Source organism: Lelliottia sp. (genome assembly GCF_045627565.1).
Lineage (GTDB): Bacteria > Pseudomonadota > Gammaproteobacteria > Enterobacterales > Enterobacteriaceae > Enterobacter.
The window spans coordinates 70,648-86,063 of record NZ_JAZQNX010000001.1 but is presented as its reverse complement, the minus strand read 5'-3'; the positions used below and the strand labels follow the sequence as shown (position 1 = coordinate 86,063).

Genomic DNA, 15,416 nt, shown 5'->3' with positions numbered 1-15,416 from the left:
ACTTAATTGGTCACCTGAAAGAGTATGCGGGTACTGTCCTGTTAAATAATTAAGGTACCCCATGCTCCGGCTCAAACCCGCCACTTTTGCTGTTTGTCTGTTGCCGCTCGCCCTCGTGGCCTGCGGTGACGCTTCCAGCGCCGACGATCCCCGTACGCAGCCTCCTCTGGTGAGGTCTGCTACCATCGTGAGCGCTGTCGATTCCTCCCGCGCCTTCACCGGTGTCGTGGTCGCCCGGATTCAAAGCGACCTCGGTTTCAGGGTGCAAGGCAAAATCATTGAACGTATGGTCGATACCGGCCAGACCGTTAAACGCGGCCAGCCGCTGATGCGTCTGGATCCTGTCGACCTGGGCCTGCAGGCGCAGGCGCAGCAGCAGGCAGTAGCGGCTGCACGCGCCCGTGCAAAACAAGCGATTGATGACGAGGCGCGTTACCGCGGGCTGGTCTCTGCAGGGGCGGTGTCGGCATCGGCCTACGATCAGATTAAGGCCGCCGCCAATACGGCCAAAGCTGAACTGAGCGCGGCTCAGGCACAGGCGAATGTGGCGCAAAACGCAATGGGCTACGCCGTGCTGCTGGCCGACGCCGACGGCGTGGTGATGGAGACGCTGGCGGAACCGGGTCAGGTTGTCAGTGCGGGTCAGGCGGTGGTTCGTCTGGCCAGAGCAGGGCAGCGCGAGGCCATCGTGCAGCTACCCGAGACGTTACGTCCGGCTCCCGGAAGCGAGGCCGAGGCCACCCTGTACGGAACGGGGAAACGCACCTCTCCTGCAAAACTGCGTCTGCTTTCCGATGCCGCCGATCCGGTGACACGCACTTTTGAAGCGAGATATGTCCTTGAAGGGGCGCTGGCAAGTGCACCGCTCGGATCGACCGTTACGCTTCACATTGCAGACGATCGCGCCGCCGCCCCAGTGATGCAGGTCCCTTTAGCCGCCCTCTACGATCCAGGAAAAGGGCCGGGTGTCTGGCGCATTTCAGGTAAACCCGCCAAAGTGTCATGGCAATCCGTTCAGGTGCTGGGATTAGGTGACGAGGCTGCCAGGATTACCGGTCGCCTCAAACCGGGTGAGCAGGTGGTCGCTCTTGGCGCACATCTGCTGCATGACGGCGAGGCCGTTCGCATGGCGGCACAGAGCGGATCCAGCACTGCCGGGAGTCAGCCATGAGCGGGGGGCGATTTAATCTTTCCGCGCTGGCCGTTCGTGAGCGCTCAATCACTCTGTTTCTTATTATTCTGATCACCGTGGCCGGTATTCTGTCGTTTTTCGAATTAGGGCGGGCTGAAGATCCTCCCTTTACCGTTAAGCAGATGACGATTATTTCGGCCTGGCCTGGCGCCACCGCACAGGAAATGCAGGATCAGGTGGCCGAACCGCTTGAAAAACGCATGCAGGAACTCAAGTGGTATGACCGCAGCGAGACCTACACGCGCCCCGGACTGGCGTTTACCATGCTGTCACTGAAGGACAGCACCCCGCCTTCGCAGGTGCAGGAAGAATTTTACCAGGCGCGCAAGAAGCTCGGTGATGAAACCAAAAACCTTCCTGCTGGCGTCATCGGACCGATGGTCAATGATGAATTCTCCGACGTGACTTTCGCGCTCTTTGCGCTCAAGGCGAAAGGGGAGCCGCAGCGGCTGCTGGTTCGCGATGCGGAATCATTACGCCAGCGAATTTTGCATGTGCCGGGGGTCAAAAAGGTCAATATCATCGGTGAACAGACGGAACGTATTTTTGTCTCGTTCTCGCATGACCGCCTGGCCACGCTTGGTATTTCACCTCAGGATATTTTTTCCGCCCTTAACAGCCAGAACGTACTCACACCCGCCGGGTCGATTGACACTCAAGGGCCACAGGTCTTTATCCGCCTCGATGGTGCCTTTGACAAACTGGAGAAAATCCGTGAAACGCCCATCGTCGTACAGGGCAGAACGTTACAGCTTTCTGACGTGGCGACCGTTGAACGGGGCTACGAAGATCCGGCGACCTTCCTGATCCGTAATCAGGGTGAACCGGCGCTGCTGCTGGGCATCGTTATGCGGGACGGCTGGAACGGTCTGGATTTGGGCAAGGCTCTGGATGCGGAAACGGCCAAAATCAATGAGAGCATGCCGCTGGGTATGACGTTTGCGAAGGTCACCGATCAGTCCGTCAACATCAACTCCTCCGTTGATGAATTCATGATCAAGTTCTTTGTCGCGCTGCTGGTGGTGATGGTGGTGTGCTTCGTCAGTATGGGATGGCGCGTGGGTGTCGTGGTTGCCGCCGCCGTGCCGCTAACGCTGGCGATTGTCTTTGTGGTGATGGAGGCCTCCGGTAAAAACTTTGACCGTATAACCCTGGGCTCGTTGATCCTGGCGCTGGGGTTGCTGGTGGATGACGCCATCATCGCTATCGAAATGATGGTGGTGAAGATGGAAGAGGGCTATGACCGCATCAAAGCCTCGGCCTATGCCTGGAGTCACACGGCGGCTCCGATGCTGGCCGGTACGCTGGTCACCGCCGTCGGTTTTATGCCTAACGGTTTTGCACAATCCACCGCCGGGGAATACACCAGCAACATGTTCTGGATAGTGGGTATCGCCCTGATTGCTTCCTGGGTCGTGGCGGTGGTGTTCACGCCTTATCTCGGCGTGAAAATGCTGCCCGACATCAAAAAGGTCGAGGGTGGACACGCGGCTATCTACAACACCCGTCATTACAACCGCTTTCGCCAGGTGCTCACGCGCGTTATCGCCCGTAAGTGGCTAGTGGCCGGCACGGTGATTGCGGTCTTCACGGTCGCGATACTCGGCATGGGGCTGGTGAAAAAACAATTTTTCCCGACCTCCGATCGCCCTGAGGTGCTTGTCGAAGTGCAAATGCCTTATGGAACGTCCATCGAGCAAACCAGTGCGGCAACCGCGAAGGTTGAAGCCTGGCTGAGAAAGCAGAAAGAGACAAAAATCGTGACGTCTTATATCGGGCAAGGCTCACCCCGTTTCTTTCTGGCTATGGCCCCGGAATTGCCCGACCCGTCGTTTGCGAAAATCGTTGTGCTGACCGACAACCCGGAAGCACGTGAGGCGCTGAAGTTCCGCCTTCGTGAAGCCGTTGCAGACGATCTGGCTCCTGAAGCGCGGGTGCGCGTGACTCAACTGGTGTTTGGCCCGTATTCACCTTATCCAGTGGCTTACCGTGTCATGGGGCCGGATGCAGCTCAACTGCGCAGCATTGCAGACAGGGTTGAAAAAGTGATGCAGTCCAGCCCGATGATGAGGACCGTCAACACGGACTGGGGGTCGCGGGTACCGGCGCTGCATTTCACGCTCAACCAGGATCGTCTTCAGGCTGTGGGGCTGACATCGAATGCAGTCGCGCAGCAGCTCCAGTTCCTGCTGTCTGGTGTTCCGATAACATCGGTGCGTGAAGATATCCGCTCGGTGCAGGTCATGGGGCGTGCGGCCGGGAATATTCGACTCGATCCCGAAAAGATCGCCGGGTTTACCCTGGTAGGATCTTCCGGTCAGCGTATTCCGCTGTCTCAGATAGGGGAGGTTGAAGTGCGAATGGAAGACCCTGTTCTGCGTCGTCGCGATCGCACTCCGACGATTACCGTGCGGGGAGACATTGCTGAACATCTGCAGCCGCCGGATGTCTCGACAGCCATCATGACGGCGCTAAAGCCAGTTATGGATACGCTTCCAGCCGGATACCGTATCGAGCAGGCGGGGTCGATTGAAGAATCCGGGAAAGCCACCCAGGCCATGGCCCCGCTTTTCCCTGTCATGATTGCCATGACGCTGTTGATTATTATCCTGCAGGTGCGGTCGATGTCGGCGATGGTGATGGTATTTCTCACCGCGCCACTGGGGCTGATTGGGGTGGTGCCCACGCTACTGCTCTTCAACCAGCCGTTTGGTATCAATGCGCTGGTGGGACTGATCGCGCTGTCGGGGATTCTGATGCGTAACACCCTGATTTTGATTGGGCAGATTCATCACAACGAGCAGGAAGGGATGGATCCGTTCCATGCGGTCGTGGAGGCGACGGTTCAGCGCGCACGGCCTGTGCTGCTCACCGCGATGGCCGCTATTCTGGCGTTTATCCCCCTGACGCACTCGGTGTTCTGGGGCACGCTGGCTTATACCCTGATTGGCGGTACGTTTGGCGGCACCATCATTACGCTGGTGTTCCTGCCCGCGATGTACGCGACCTGGTTCAAAATTCGTCCCGATCAACCGACGCCTGAAGAGGTAAAATCCACGGCATAGCAGTCACCGCAAAGAGGGCGTGATAACGATACAGGGAATTCACGCCCTCTGAATATCGAATGGTGAGGTTATTTCAGACATGATTATTTGGTTGGGCAGGGTGTTTGCAGGGGCATCAGGCGGAATACCGGTCACCTTGCCTGGTTGAATCCACCGATGAAGGCGCGTTCACGCTTTTAAGCCACCTCTCTACAGGCTTGTCACTCGGAGAACTCACCGCATCAGTTCGCTTCAATAACAGGTGTTTGGGGGCGTAGAGACTTTATACGCTAGCAAAGTGGTCACTGTTGTACTTGCATAAAGGAATCAAACTCATGCCTGCAGGTAAAACTCAAGAATAGCGATGGGATATCACGATAATTTGTTGAACTATTCACCTTTTCTGATGAGTAAGCGGGATTGAATAAGCGCTTACGAATAATCGTTTATTTCCCTTAGTCTATCTACGTTTAAAATCAATATGTTGTTTTTCATTCATTCGTTTGCTGAATGCAATTGCCTGGTTATATTTATTCTTGCTCATCTGATTTAATTCGCATTTCTTGAAACATTTTCAGCCAGGACTCGTAGTTTCAAAGCGACGTAGCATTCACTGAGAGGTTTTAGGATGAAATTCAATTTGATAGCCAGAAGTCTCGCACTTGCTGGACTGTTCGTTTCTGCCGGGGCTACCATTGCTGCCGAAGCGCCTAAAGAGGCGACAGCGCCCACCCAACAAGCCAACAACGCACTTTACAATCAACTCCCTTTCTCTGATAACACAGACTTCACTGATGCGCATAAAGGATTTATTGCTCCCATTCCGCAGGACGTTATCAAAGGGGAGCAAGGAAATGTCATCTGGAATCCGCAGCAATATTCTTTTATTAAAGAAGGCGATAAAGCACCGGATACCGTTAATCCAAGTTTATGGCGTCAATCACAGCTGATTAATATTAGCGGCTTATTTGAAGTGACTGATGGCGTATATCAAATTCGTAACCTTGATCTGTCTAATATGACTATTATCGAGGGGAAAGAAGGTATTACCGTTGTCGACCCGCTGGTATCCGCAGAAACGGCCAAAGTCGGGATGGATCTCTATTTTAAAAACCGTGGCAATAAACCTGTCGTCGCGATTATTTATACCCATAGCCACGTTGACCACTACGGCGGCGTGCGTGGCGTCGTGGATGAAGCCGATGTGAAATCCGGCAAAGTTAAAGTGTATGCCCCGGCAGGCTTTATGGAAGCGGCTGTCGCGGAGAACATTATGGCCGGTAATGTGATGAGCCGCCGCGCCAGCTACATGTACGGCAATCTGCTCAAACCCGATGCGAAAGGTCAGGTCGGCGCAGGTCTGGGGACAACCACTTCCGCCGGGACGGTGACGCTGATTGCGCCAACCAATATCATCGAGAAAGACGGTCAAAAAGAGGTGATCGATGGCCTGACCTATGACTTCATGCTTGCCCCAGGCTCCGAAGCACCGTCAGAAATGCTCTGGTATATCGAAGAGAAAAAACTCATCGAATCTGCAGAAGATGTTACACATACGCTTCACAACACTTATTCTCTGCGCGGCGCAAAAATTCGTGAACCATTGCCATGGTCTAAATACATTAATGAAGCCATCGTTCGCTGGGGTGATAAAGCCGAAATCCTGATGGCACAGCACCACTGGCCGACGTGGGGCAACGAAAACGTGGTTAAACTGCTTAAAAGCCAGCGTGACCTGTATCGCTATATCAACGATCAGACGCTGCGCATGGCTAACGAAGGTCTCACGCGCGATGAAATTGCCGCCAACTTCAAGCTGCCAGATTCTCTGGCGCATACCTGGGCGAACCGTGGTTACTACGGTTCAGTCAGCCATGACGTAAAAGCCACCTATGTGCTGTATCTCGGCTGGTTTGACGGCAACCCGGCAACCCTGGACGAACTGCCCCCAGAAGAAGGCGCGAAGAAATTCGTTGAATATATGGGTGGCGCGGACGCTATTCTGCAGAAAGCGAAAACTGACTTTGACCAGGGTAACTACCGCTGGGTCGCGCAGGTCGTCAGCAAAGTGGTGTTTGCCGATCCGAATAATCAGGCAGCGCGAAACCTGGAAGCGGACGCGCTCGAACAGCTTGGCTATCAGGCAGAATCTGGTCCGTGGCGTAACTTCTACCTGACCGGTGCACAGGAGCTACGTAATGGCGTGGTGAAAGGCCCGACGCCTAATACCGCCAGCCCGGATACCGTTCGAGCCATGACGCCTGAGATGTTCTTTGACTACCTGGCGGTACACATCAACGGGCAAAAAGCCGGTGATGCGAAATCGGTGTTTAACATCGATCTCGGTAATGACGGCGGAAAATATAAACTTGAACTGGAAAACGGAGTGCTGAACCACACTGCCGATGCAGAAGCGAAGGATGCCGATGCGACCATCACATTAAACCGTGACACGCTGAACAAAATCATCCTGAAAGAAACCACCCTGAAACAGGCGGAAGCGAGCGGAGATGTTAAGGTTACCGGTGACGGCGCCAAACTCGACACCATGTTGGGTTACATGGATAAGTTTGAGTTCTGGTTTAACATCGTGACGCCATAAGTTATCTGCCTGCAGGCTTCGTTTTAGCCTGCAGGTATTTCATACACTGTATGTCCGCTCCTTGCACTGACATTGAGCTGTGAGTTCAACGTCACCAGATTCAGCCACTCACATTCAGATCTTCGCGCGTTGGACCTTGAAAGTAGATGCTACTTATATGGCAACTACGAGGTTGGCCCAGTACAAAACGAATCGTTTCCCAGATCGATCGCCCATTCATCAGACGTTCCCCCATTCTGGAGTGATTATCGACAAATGTATCTAAACCAGTGAGTTCGAAATCGGGTGGGTACAGACCGGTTACACGTATGTTTTCTTCGGACAACAGCTGGGACAGTTTAGTTGTAAATCCGCTAAGCCCATGTTTGCTGGCGAAAAAAGCGGGGTGCGCAATGGAATCCGTAAAATTCGGGATTCCACATGAAGATATTATTGAGACGATATCAGCGCTGTCTGAACGTCTTAACCCAGGCAGCAATGCCTGAGTCAGTAGAATCGAGCCTGTCAGGCCAGAACTGACGGTATTGATAATCTCTGTGTCAGGGTGATCATCTAATGTTCCTGATAACCACTGAGCTGCATTGAGGATTAAAATGTCTATGGGTTTGTCTGAAGTTAACAGCTGTGAAGAAAACTGAGAAAGGGATTCAGGCTGGGTTAAATCACAGATATACCCTTTAGAAAGGCCGCCTTCCGCAGTGATGATGCTGCAGGTTTTTTGAATATCATCCGCTCGCCGCGCGCAAAACTCCACCTCGACGCCTTCTCGCGCCAGCCACACGCACAGCGCCTGACCAAATCCTCCGCCGCCACCGGTAATAACCGCTCTTTTATCTCTCAGCATCTTCATGCATCCTTTTCTTGATGAGTATGATTGGTTGGAGATATAGCACGCGAGGGGGAGGGACATCTTTCAGTTAGTGCCATTCTTAAACGAGGGATATAAATAAGGTGCAAAGCAAACTGTTAAATAGCGTGTAAGGGGATTAGCGCGTGGCGAAGTGATAGGATGCGGCGCGTTAAGGCCATTAACGCAAAATATAGCTGAGCTAAAAAGGCTAATTTCAGACCGAAGCGTGCCAGGTATTGGCAGAACTTTACTCACTTATCTGGAAACATCAGCAATAGAAATGGGTTATAACGAACTTAGGCTATAAACACGACATATCAATATGAGGGCTGTCTGTTTATCAAAAGCATTGCGCTAACCGTATTAATCGAGTTTGACGTCCGTTTCTGGCACGGATCTGAGCAGAAGGTCCGCTCTGGGCGACAAGCGTCAGTTCGCTCCTGACAATGCCACCCCCTTACGGGAAAATCTCCAGCTCGCTCACCCGCTATACATCAAACGTCCCGCATTTAAGATACCACTTAAAACAGTAATGATAATTATTTACATCTGTATGATATATTGACTGCGCTTATAGCGAGACCTGTTTCTCAGGGCGGAAGATAAGATTCAGCGCGTGGGAAATAATGTGTGGCTGCGTTGAGATGCAGCATTGAGACAATTTATGGAGATAAGATGAGAAGAATTTCAGTCCGTTCAGTGCTGTTGGCCTCCACCATTGTGATGTCAACCGCCACAACGGCATACGCCGATAGTCAATGGGAAGCCGCCACCACGACCTTCCCCGGCAGTATCCGTGCCGGGTCACGGGACCTTCCTGTTAAGCCAGGCGATAAAACGGTTATAACGATTAAGAGCCTGCAGACCGGCGCAACCGTCACCATGCTAAATGGTGCTGAAGTCCTGACACCGAAACCACTGACCGCCGACGAGAAGGGAAACCTCACTATTCCGCTAACCGTTCCGGCTGATGCCGCTACTGGCCTTCATCCCCTCACGGTTATCACGCAAAATCCCGCGAGCGTGTCGCAGGTGATGTTGAAATTGTCCCAAATCGTTCCCCCGAAAAACACGGAGGCTTTCAGTCTGCAAACTATTTCCGTCGGTGAGCGGGCTTACCAGTCTGCGATTTCAGCCGACGGAAAGCTGTTCGTGACCTCTGCACGCGGCCCGAAAGAGGGTAGCCGTCTGATGAGACTGAACGCTGGAACGCTGGCTGTCGAAGCGGAGGCCACGCTGCCTAAAGACAAAAAGGGTGAGCAAATCGGCGTCTTCGGCGTCGGTGTTGATAATGTCCATCATCAAGTCTGGACGACGAACACGCTTGCCGAAACAGTGACCGTTTATGACGCAAAAGACCTTTCCGTCGTGAAAGTCTTCCCGGAGGGTTCGGTCGTCCATCCGCGCGATGTGATTATTGATGAAGCCCACAATCGGGCTTATGTCAGCGCAGCACTGACCGGTTTTATCGAGGTATATGATACCAAAACGCTGGAACATATCGGTCAGATGCAGTTCGTGACGAACCGCGGCCGCGACCTGTTTAACAGTACAGATCTTGCCTTAGACAGTGCCGGTGGGAAACTCTACGGCGTCAGCCGCGATACGCCTTGGGTGGGCTGGATTGATCTCAATACGGGCAAGAGTACGACGGTGAAAATACCGCAGGCGCAAGGCGCAACCGACATCGCTCGCGACCCTAAGACCGGCCGTCTTTACGTCGTTTCCCAGGAGACGAACAATGTTGTGGTGCTTGATGCGGAAGGCAAGGTTCTCGCTGATACCTATATTGGTGCCGGGGGCGTATCTGTCGTCTGGGATCCTGTGACGTCGCAGGTATTCGCCGCCACGCGCGCCGGAGGAACCGTTGCTGTTCTGAACAAGGACGGAAAACTGGTCGCTAATATCCCGATGGATGATACGCCAAACCACCTGACCGCCGCGCCTGATGGTGCCGTTTATCTTGTGTCTATGTATGGTACTCCCGGGGATAAAACGCAAACAGGCTCAGTGACGAAAATCACCCCGAAAAAATAACGGCTTGAGCCCATCATTATTAACCCCCAGCCGCCGATGGGTGGGGGTATATTCCCGGTATAGCTGACCGGTATTCAGCACCTCTTCCTTGAGTCAGGCTGACGTCCCTGGCCATCCCTAAACTCAAACTTTCAGCAAATATTTCGCGTTGCAATATTTGCTGCACGTATGTATACCGGACTAAATTGACGGGGCCGACTATTGAACGATGTCTTAATACCTAACTTTTTCATCTGTTTCGAAGTAGAAAGATTGGCGAGTTGTTGTCCGCTACGAGCGCGGAGCGGGACTTCAAGAAGAAAGCTGGTCTATTCCAGTAATGAGTTTTGAGTGACAAGGTATGATCTTAGGAAAATACACTCTAACCTGGCTTCCGATGGTATGGTTACAATCCTACCGCTGAAAGAGGAAACACTAATGATTGTAAGAACCTGGCACGGCTGTGTTCCGCTAAAACATGCTGAAGGTTTTGCAAAACACCTTGAGAAAACAGGTGTGGAGCATTCAAAGAGCGTCTCTGGCAACAGAGGCGCTTTTGTGCGTAGAGAAACCCAGGGAGAGTGGGAGCATTTTTTTCTGGCTACTTACTGGCAGGATCTGCAGTCGGTTAAGATTTTTGCCGGAGAAAGCTATCACGTCGCGGTGACTTACCCGGATGACGAAGAATTTGAATTACTTTCCGATCCCTACGTTTTCCAGCATGGAGTGGAGAATGTTGCACCGCTTTAGTTTCGTTTCCGGGGCAACACCCCCTTGATTAAGGATAGCGTTGTATCGACCCATTGAACTCACAGCACTAAGCTGACATTGCCAGGAAGAGGATGTCTGTTTTGAGCAGGTGTTGCTGTCCTGAAGCGTTGTGGCAATGAATATTGTTGCCTGCAAGAGATGGACTTTTGCATCAGGCATGAACATGTTTGGCACACAGGAGAAGGGCACAGTTGCCCGAAAATGAAGGATCGTCATCGTGGGGGCTGGAATGACTGGCGTATTCATCGCATGGCATTTTGCCCAACCTGAATTTGACGTCACCCTTGTTGAACAGGATACCGGCCATCTCGCTTTATAGCGTTACATGGCTGAGACGAGGTTTCTGATCTTTTCTGCCTTTTCAAAATGGTCCAGTTTCATTTCCATAATCCACCAGTGCGCAACTTCCATAAGCAGTTCAGGATCGTCATTTTTATTAGCAAAAAAAGCATAAAATGAGAGCCCAACATTGCCGCCTTTAGAGGCCATTTTTGCATCACATACTCTGATGATTTTTCCCTTCATTCCTTCCCGCACACCATCTCCTTGTTGCATATTCTGAGTATGAAACAATGGCATCAACCAGTTGAGGATCCCAACAGACAGCGAAAAAAGCCGCAAGCAGTTGTCTGCTTACGGCGCCAGGATCGGTGATGATTTTTCTGACAATTAAGCCGCTTTCACAGTCCTGATTTTTTTAGCATCAGCCGCATCGGATTCAGTTTTATCGGTAGCCGTTGGAGCATTGAGATCGGGAAGCTTGCTGGTACGCAGAATATGCTGCACGGTCTCTTTTTGCTCGGCGAGATACAGGCCAAGATTTTCAGCCTGCGTTTCATCCATCTGCATTCCGCTTTGCAACAGCCAGTCGGTGAACGCATCTGCCATATCGAGCAGCTTGTCGTAAGCGTCAGCCTCTTTCTTACTGGCAAATGTCATTTTCTCTTCACCTTTTCTGACGACAACAAATTTTGTTTCAACAGCCATTATGTGTACCTCGCACTGTAATTATATACAGTGTAGCAGTTCCGGTTCTTTGTTGCAGCTAAAAAGTGCTCGCATTTCTAGCGAGCAGGGGTCACATTCGAAAATCGTGCACTGATTGCATCACGTTCATAGCCCTGCGGTTGTGTCAGTATCTGGTATAAATCAGGACGACGACCGTGGATCCAGCGCCGTCCGGTGCTCATTGCAAGCAGGCTTAAATCCAGTTCGGCGCTCACCATAACGTCGTCAGCCGCCCAGGTTTCATTAATGATGCGTCCGTAAGGATCGAGGATCATCGCATTGCCTGTGCGCACTTCGTCATCATCTGCACCGACGCCGTTGCTGAAGAGAAGAAATAATCCGTTGTCATGCGCGCGGGCAGGCAGCCAGCGGATCAGCCATTCGCGACCACTTGGCCCTTTGAATGCGGCCATAATCTCTTCCTTGCGCGTTTCCCGTTCCTCCCAGAGCGCCAGCGGAATAGGCTTCATCGCGTGAGGACTGCGGGAATCGGTGCCGCCTGTTTGATGTGGTGCGAGAAGAATATCTGCACCCAGCAGCGCCGTCGCGCGCACATTTTCGACCAGATTATTGTCCCAGCAAATCAGGATACCGACCTTCACTCCCCAGGGCGTATCGAAAACGGTAAAGCGGTCCCCGCTGCTGATAGCCGGATGTTCAAAAGCATGGAGTTTTCGATGCGTATGCATTGAGCCGTCAGGCATACAGGCAACATACGCATTGTAGAGGCGGCCATCGTCGGCTCTTTCAATAAGACCGACGCCAATCAGCATTTGATGTTTTATCGCCAGAGAGCGAATTAACGTCAGGGAAGCGCTCTCAACAATCGGCTCTGCCAGAGCAGACACCTCCGCTGCGGTGAGCTTGGGGACATGCCAATAGCCGGTGATACACATTTCAGGGAAAACGAGAATGTTCACCTGCTCAAGCGCCGCCTGTTCAATGAATTTCTCGATTATCAACAGATTGTATTTTTTGTTATTGGCCTGGTGCTGAAACTGTACGGTTGCCGCCTTTAGGAATTCTGGTTCGTTCATGATGCTGCTCCAGTGGTTATCGAAACTGAATTACATAACGATTACCAATAACTGTATAATCAAATCATTTCTTATTTCGATAACCATCTGGAATGTAAAATTGAACACTCGGTTGCTTAAAGCCTTTTTGATGCTGGCTGAAAAAGGAAATTACGCCGATGCGGCGCGAGCGTTGTTTATCTCGCAACCGGCATTGACCAAACAGATTAATCTCCTCGAATCCCAGGTGAATATGTCTCTTTTTTCACGAGGTCGTCACGGCGCAATACTAACGGCCGGCGGCAGGCGTTTGCTGCCAGAGGCTGAAAAAGTGGTCAGGCAAACCCAGGTATTTATGCAGCATGCTGAGCGGGTGGCAAAAGGGGTGGAGGGCCATATCGCCGTTGGGTTCGGTCTCTCAAGTTTTTATCTGGCGCCGCGCTGTATCGCAGACTTTCGTCGAGACTACCCGGGAGTCGAGATGTCCTTGACGGATCTGCCTTCCTTTCAGCAGTACGAGCTATTGCAAAATGATGAGCTGCAGGTTGGTTTTGTCAGGGTTCCTCCCCCCGTGGCGCTTGAATACCTGCCGTTATTTACCGATCGGCTGGTTCTGGTTGCACCCGCAGCGTCGCCGACAATGCCTGCCGCTGAGTGGCTAACGAAACGCCCTCTGCTACGGCTTCATGCTGAGCGAGGACGGGGTTTAAATGCGCAGATTGACCGTTTTCTGCACAACAACGGCTTTTACATCTCATCGACTCAACTGACTGACGATATACAAACTATCGTCGCGATGGTGATTGCGGGTATCGGTGTTGCCATTCTGCCCACCAGCGTGACACATATCGCGCCGCCGGAACTGGTGATGATTCCGTTAACGGGGGAGTCAATAAGCTGGAAGATGGGTATCGCCTGGGACCCAGGCAAGGAGGATGTCATCCGTGACAACTTTATTGCCAGCATACGAAAGGGCATTTCCGCCGATTGCGGCTAATGATTCCTGAGAGGGCCATCCCGCAAGATGCACTACCTGGCTTGTTGACGTAGCTGCTGTGTTTGTGGGCCACCTATACTGCGCCGCCATGCGCCAGGTGCCTGACCGTACAGACGCTTAAAGCTGCGGTTGAAGGACTGCTGGGAGTCAAAGCCCAGCGCGATCGCCACGTTCAGAATCGGTTCATCGCTGTGGGTTAAGCGTTCAACCGATTTTTGCAGCTTTTGCGCGCGGATATACGCGGCGAGGGGATAGCCCGTATGGTCTTTGAACAGCCGCTGGAGGTGCCACTTTGAATAACCGGATCGCCTGGCGACGGACTCAATGTCCAGACGACTATCCAGGTTGTTATCGATCCAGTCGAGTAAATCATGCATAAATGCGCCAGTGTTCATCTGGTTACCCCCACGCAGCCCGTCTAAAAGTATCTTTATTTGTTGCATTAAAAGGTGCCGCGTTTTTGTATTAATTGCAAGTTTTATTGTTGCATTTAAATCTTTGACTGAAACGGGTCATTTAGCATCGACGCAAATAGCACATAAAGTGCAACAATTATTCTTGCACTTAATTAAGCGCCTTCCTACAATCGCCGCGAATAGTGTATTCGCAACTGTTACAGTTTTGTGGCGATGAACGACACAAATGGCCTTAAGCCGGCCCGGACAAAGGAAGTAGCGCGGCGTCTCCTGCTGCGTCTTGCCCGGCGGCGACAATTACCGGAATAAAAATAATGAGCCTGCAAAAAACCTGGGGTAACTTTCATCTGAATGCACTGGGCGCGATATTGCTCTCCGTGCTGCTCGTCGGATGCGATAACAGCGTCGCGCAAAACGCCGCGCCACCTGCGCCCGCCGTCAGTGCCGCTGACGTGGTGGTGAAATCTATTAGCCAGTGGGATAGCTTTAACGGGCGGATTGAAGCGGTGGAAAGCGTTCAGCTACGTCCTCGCGTCTCCGGCTACATTGACAAAGTGAATTACACCGACGGTCAGGAAGTGAAAAAGGGCGAGGTGCTGTTCACGATTGATGACCGAACCTATCGCGCCGCGCTGGAGCAGGCGCAGGCAACGCTAGCACGCGCCAAAACGCAGGCCAGCCTGGCGCAAAGTGAGGCTAACCGTACCGATAAGCTGATCAATACCCACCTGGTCTCACGGGAAGAGTGGGAGCAGCGCCGTTCGGCCGCAACGCAGGCGCAGGCGGATATTCGCGCCGCGCAGGCGGCAGTTGACGCAGCGCAACTCAACCTGGACTTCACGAAAGTGATCGCGCCTATCGACGGTCGCGCCAGCCGCGCATTGATCACCAGCGGGAATCTGGTCACCACAGGCGACAGCGCTAGCGTGCTCACCACGCTGGTCTCGCAGAAGACGGTTTACGTCTACTTTGACGTGGATGAGTCGACCTATCTCCACTATCAAAATCTCGCCCGCAGCGGGCAGGGGGCGTCCAGCAACCACACGGCGCTACCGGTTGAGATTGGCCTGACCGGCGAGGATGGCTATCCCCATCAGGGCAAAGTGGATTTCCTTGATAATCAGCTCACGCCGAGTACCGGCACAATCCGCATGCGCGCCTTGCTGGATAACGCACAGCGTCAGTTCACGCCGGGACTTTTTGCCCGCGTGCGTCTGCCGGGCAGCGCGGAGTTCAACGCCACGCTTATCGACGACAAAGCGGTGCTGACCGACCAGGATCGAAAATATGTTTATATCGTTGATAAAGAAGGTAAAGCGCAGCGTCGTGATATTACGCCGGGGCGTCTGGCAGCCGGTTTACGCATCGTGCAGCGAGGGCTGAACCCTGGCGATAAAGTGATCGTCGATGGTTTACAAAAAGTGTTTATGCCGGGTATGCCGGTTAACGCGAAAACCGTTGCCATGACCGCCAGCACTGCGCTCAACTGATCCCTTATCTGAGA

The 15,416-nt window shown here is 52.7% G+C and carries 13 protein-coding genes and 1 pseudogene; 9 read left to right on the top strand and 5 right to left on the bottom strand.

From position 1 onward, the window contains the following. Window positions 1–61: 61 nt before the first annotated feature. The 3 genes from ACKI5T_RS00435 to ACKI5T_RS00425 all read left to right on the top strand — a co-directional run bounded on the left by ACKI5T_RS00435 (window position 62) and on the right by ACKI5T_RS00425 (window position 6,838). The gene (locus ACKI5T_RS00435) at window positions 62–1,171 is read left to right on the top strand and encodes an efflux RND transporter periplasmic adaptor subunit (protein ID WP_407434797.1); all 1,110 of its coding nucleotides are present in this window, start codon (window positions 62–64) and stop codon (window positions 1,169–1,171) included. Next, on the top strand, window positions 1,168–4,257 hold the full coding sequence (locus ACKI5T_RS00430; RefSeq protein WP_407434795.1) for an efflux RND transporter permease subunit: 3,090 nt from the start codon (window positions 1,168–1,170) through the stop codon (window positions 4,255–4,257). Before ACKI5T_RS00435 ends, ACKI5T_RS00430 begins: the two co-directional genes overlap by 4 nt. Window positions 4,258–4,864: 607 nt before the next feature. Further along, entirely contained in the window at window positions 4,865–6,838 is a 1,974-nt protein-coding gene (locus ACKI5T_RS00425; protein WP_407434793.1) for an alkyl/aryl-sulfatase, read from the top strand. Between the two features lie 100 nt (window positions 6,839–6,938). On the opposite strand, the gene ACKI5T_RS00420 is transcribed toward ACKI5T_RS00425, so the two are convergent. After that, window positions 6,939–7,682: an SDR family oxidoreductase gene (locus tag ACKI5T_RS00420; RefSeq protein WP_407434792.1), complete on the bottom strand. Its 744-nt coding sequence runs from the start codon at window positions 7,680–7,682 to the stop codon at window positions 6,939–6,941. 145 nt (window positions 7,683–7,827) lie between these two features. On the opposite strand from ACKI5T_RS00420, the pseudogene ACKI5T_RS00415 reads away from it, so the two are divergent. The 4 genes and pseudogenes from ACKI5T_RS00415 to ACKI5T_RS00400 all read left to right on the top strand — a co-directional run. Further along, window positions 7,828–7,992, top strand: a pseudogene (locus tag ACKI5T_RS00415) (GNAT family N-acetyltransferase); the annotation flags it as partial. A gap of 371 nt (window positions 7,993–8,363) precedes the next feature. Further along, entirely contained in the window at window positions 8,364–9,725 is a 1,362-nt protein-coding gene (locus ACKI5T_RS00410) for a YncE family protein (RefSeq protein WP_407434790.1), read from the top strand. Between the two features lie 417 nt (window positions 9,726–10,142). Further along, on the top strand, window positions 10,143–10,454 hold the full coding sequence (locus ACKI5T_RS00405; RefSeq protein WP_407434788.1) for a hypothetical protein: 312 nt from the start codon (window positions 10,143–10,145) through the stop codon (window positions 10,452–10,454). A 238-nt stretch (window positions 10,455–10,692) separates the two neighbouring features. Beyond that, on the top strand, window positions 10,693–10,794 hold the full coding sequence (locus ACKI5T_RS00400) for an FAD-dependent oxidoreductase (RefSeq protein ID WP_407434786.1): 102 nt from the start codon (window positions 10,693–10,695) through the stop codon (window positions 10,792–10,794). Between the two features lie 2 nt (window positions 10,795–10,796). Here the strand turns inward: ACKI5T_RS00400 and ACKI5T_RS00395 are convergent, their stop codons facing one another. The 3 genes from ACKI5T_RS00395 to ACKI5T_RS00385 form a co-directional block, all read right to left on the bottom strand. Then, window positions 10,797–11,012: a DUF6500 family protein gene (locus ACKI5T_RS00395; RefSeq protein WP_407434784.1), complete on the bottom strand. Its 216-nt coding sequence runs from the start codon at window positions 11,010–11,012 to the stop codon at window positions 10,797–10,799. A 132-nt stretch (window positions 11,013–11,144) separates the two neighbouring features. Continuing rightward, window positions 11,145–11,462, bottom strand: coding sequence for a YebG family protein (locus ACKI5T_RS00390; RefSeq protein ID WP_407434782.1), 318 nt, complete (start codon window positions 11,460–11,462; stop codon window positions 11,145–11,147). 77 nt (window positions 11,463–11,539) lie between these two features. After that, entirely contained in the window at window positions 11,540–12,520 is a 981-nt protein-coding gene (locus tag ACKI5T_RS00385; RefSeq protein WP_407434780.1) for a nitrilase family protein, read from the bottom strand. Window positions 12,521–12,620: 100 nt separating this feature from the next. Here ACKI5T_RS00385 and ACKI5T_RS00380 point away from each other — a divergent pair, with 100 nt between their 5' ends. Next, the gene (locus tag ACKI5T_RS00380; RefSeq protein WP_407435126.1) at window positions 12,621–13,496 is read left to right on the top strand and encodes a LysR family transcriptional regulator; all 876 of its coding nucleotides are present in this window, start codon (window positions 12,621–12,623) and stop codon (window positions 13,494–13,496) included. Window positions 13,497–13,528: 32 nt separating this feature from the next. Here ACKI5T_RS00380 and ACKI5T_RS00375 read toward each other — a convergent pair whose 3' ends face one another. Further along, a complete protein-coding gene (locus tag ACKI5T_RS00375; protein ID WP_407434778.1) occupies window positions 13,529–13,891 on the bottom strand; it encodes a helix-turn-helix domain-containing protein in 363 nt (120 codons plus the stop codon). A 335-nt stretch (window positions 13,892–14,226) separates the two neighbouring features. Here ACKI5T_RS00375 and ACKI5T_RS00370 point away from each other — a divergent pair, with 335 nt between their 5' ends. Continuing rightward, window positions 14,227–15,402, top strand: coding sequence for an efflux RND transporter periplasmic adaptor subunit (locus ACKI5T_RS00370; protein WP_407434776.1), 1,176 nt, complete (start codon window positions 14,227–14,229; stop codon window positions 15,400–15,402). The last annotated feature ends 14 nt before the right edge of the window (window positions 15,403–15,416 follow it).

What these genes read in the sequence shown, in the direction of transcription:
- ACKI5T_RS00420 (WP_407434792.1), bottom strand. Translation starts at nt 7,682, where the DNA reads ATGCTGAGAGATAAAAGAGCGGTTATTACCGGTGGCGGCGGAGGATTT.
- ACKI5T_RS00425 (WP_407434793.1), top strand. Translation starts at nt 4,865, where the DNA reads ATGAAATTCAATTTGATAGCCAGAAGTCTCGCACTTGCTGGACTGTTC.
- ACKI5T_RS00430 (WP_407434795.1), top strand. Translation starts at nt 1,168, where the DNA reads ATGAGCGGGGGGCGATTTAATCTTTCCGCGCTGGCCGTTCGTGAGCGC.
- ACKI5T_RS00405 (WP_407434788.1), top strand. Translation starts at nt 10,143, where the DNA reads ATGATTGTAAGAACCTGGCACGGCTGTGTTCCGCTAAAACATGCTGAA.
- ACKI5T_RS00435 (WP_407434797.1), top strand. Translation starts at nt 62, where the DNA reads ATGCTCCGGCTCAAACCCGCCACTTTTGCTGTTTGTCTGTTGCCGCTC.
- ACKI5T_RS00375 (WP_407434778.1), bottom strand. Translation starts at nt 13,891, where the DNA reads ATGAACACTGGCGCATTTATGCATGATTTACTCGACTGGATCGATAAC.
- ACKI5T_RS00370 (WP_407434776.1), top strand. Translation starts at nt 14,227, where the DNA reads ATGAGCCTGCAAAAAACCTGGGGTAACTTTCATCTGAATGCACTGGGC.
- ACKI5T_RS00385 (WP_407434780.1), bottom strand. Translation starts at nt 12,520, where the DNA reads ATGAACGAACCAGAATTCCTAAAGGCGGCAACCGTACAGTTTCAGCAC.
- ACKI5T_RS00390 (WP_407434782.1), bottom strand. Translation starts at nt 11,462, where the DNA reads ATGGCTGTTGAAACAAAATTTGTTGTCGTCAGAAAAGGTGAAGAGAAA.
- ACKI5T_RS00410 (WP_407434790.1), top strand. Translation starts at nt 8,364, where the DNA reads ATGAGAAGAATTTCAGTCCGTTCAGTGCTGTTGGCCTCCACCATTGTG.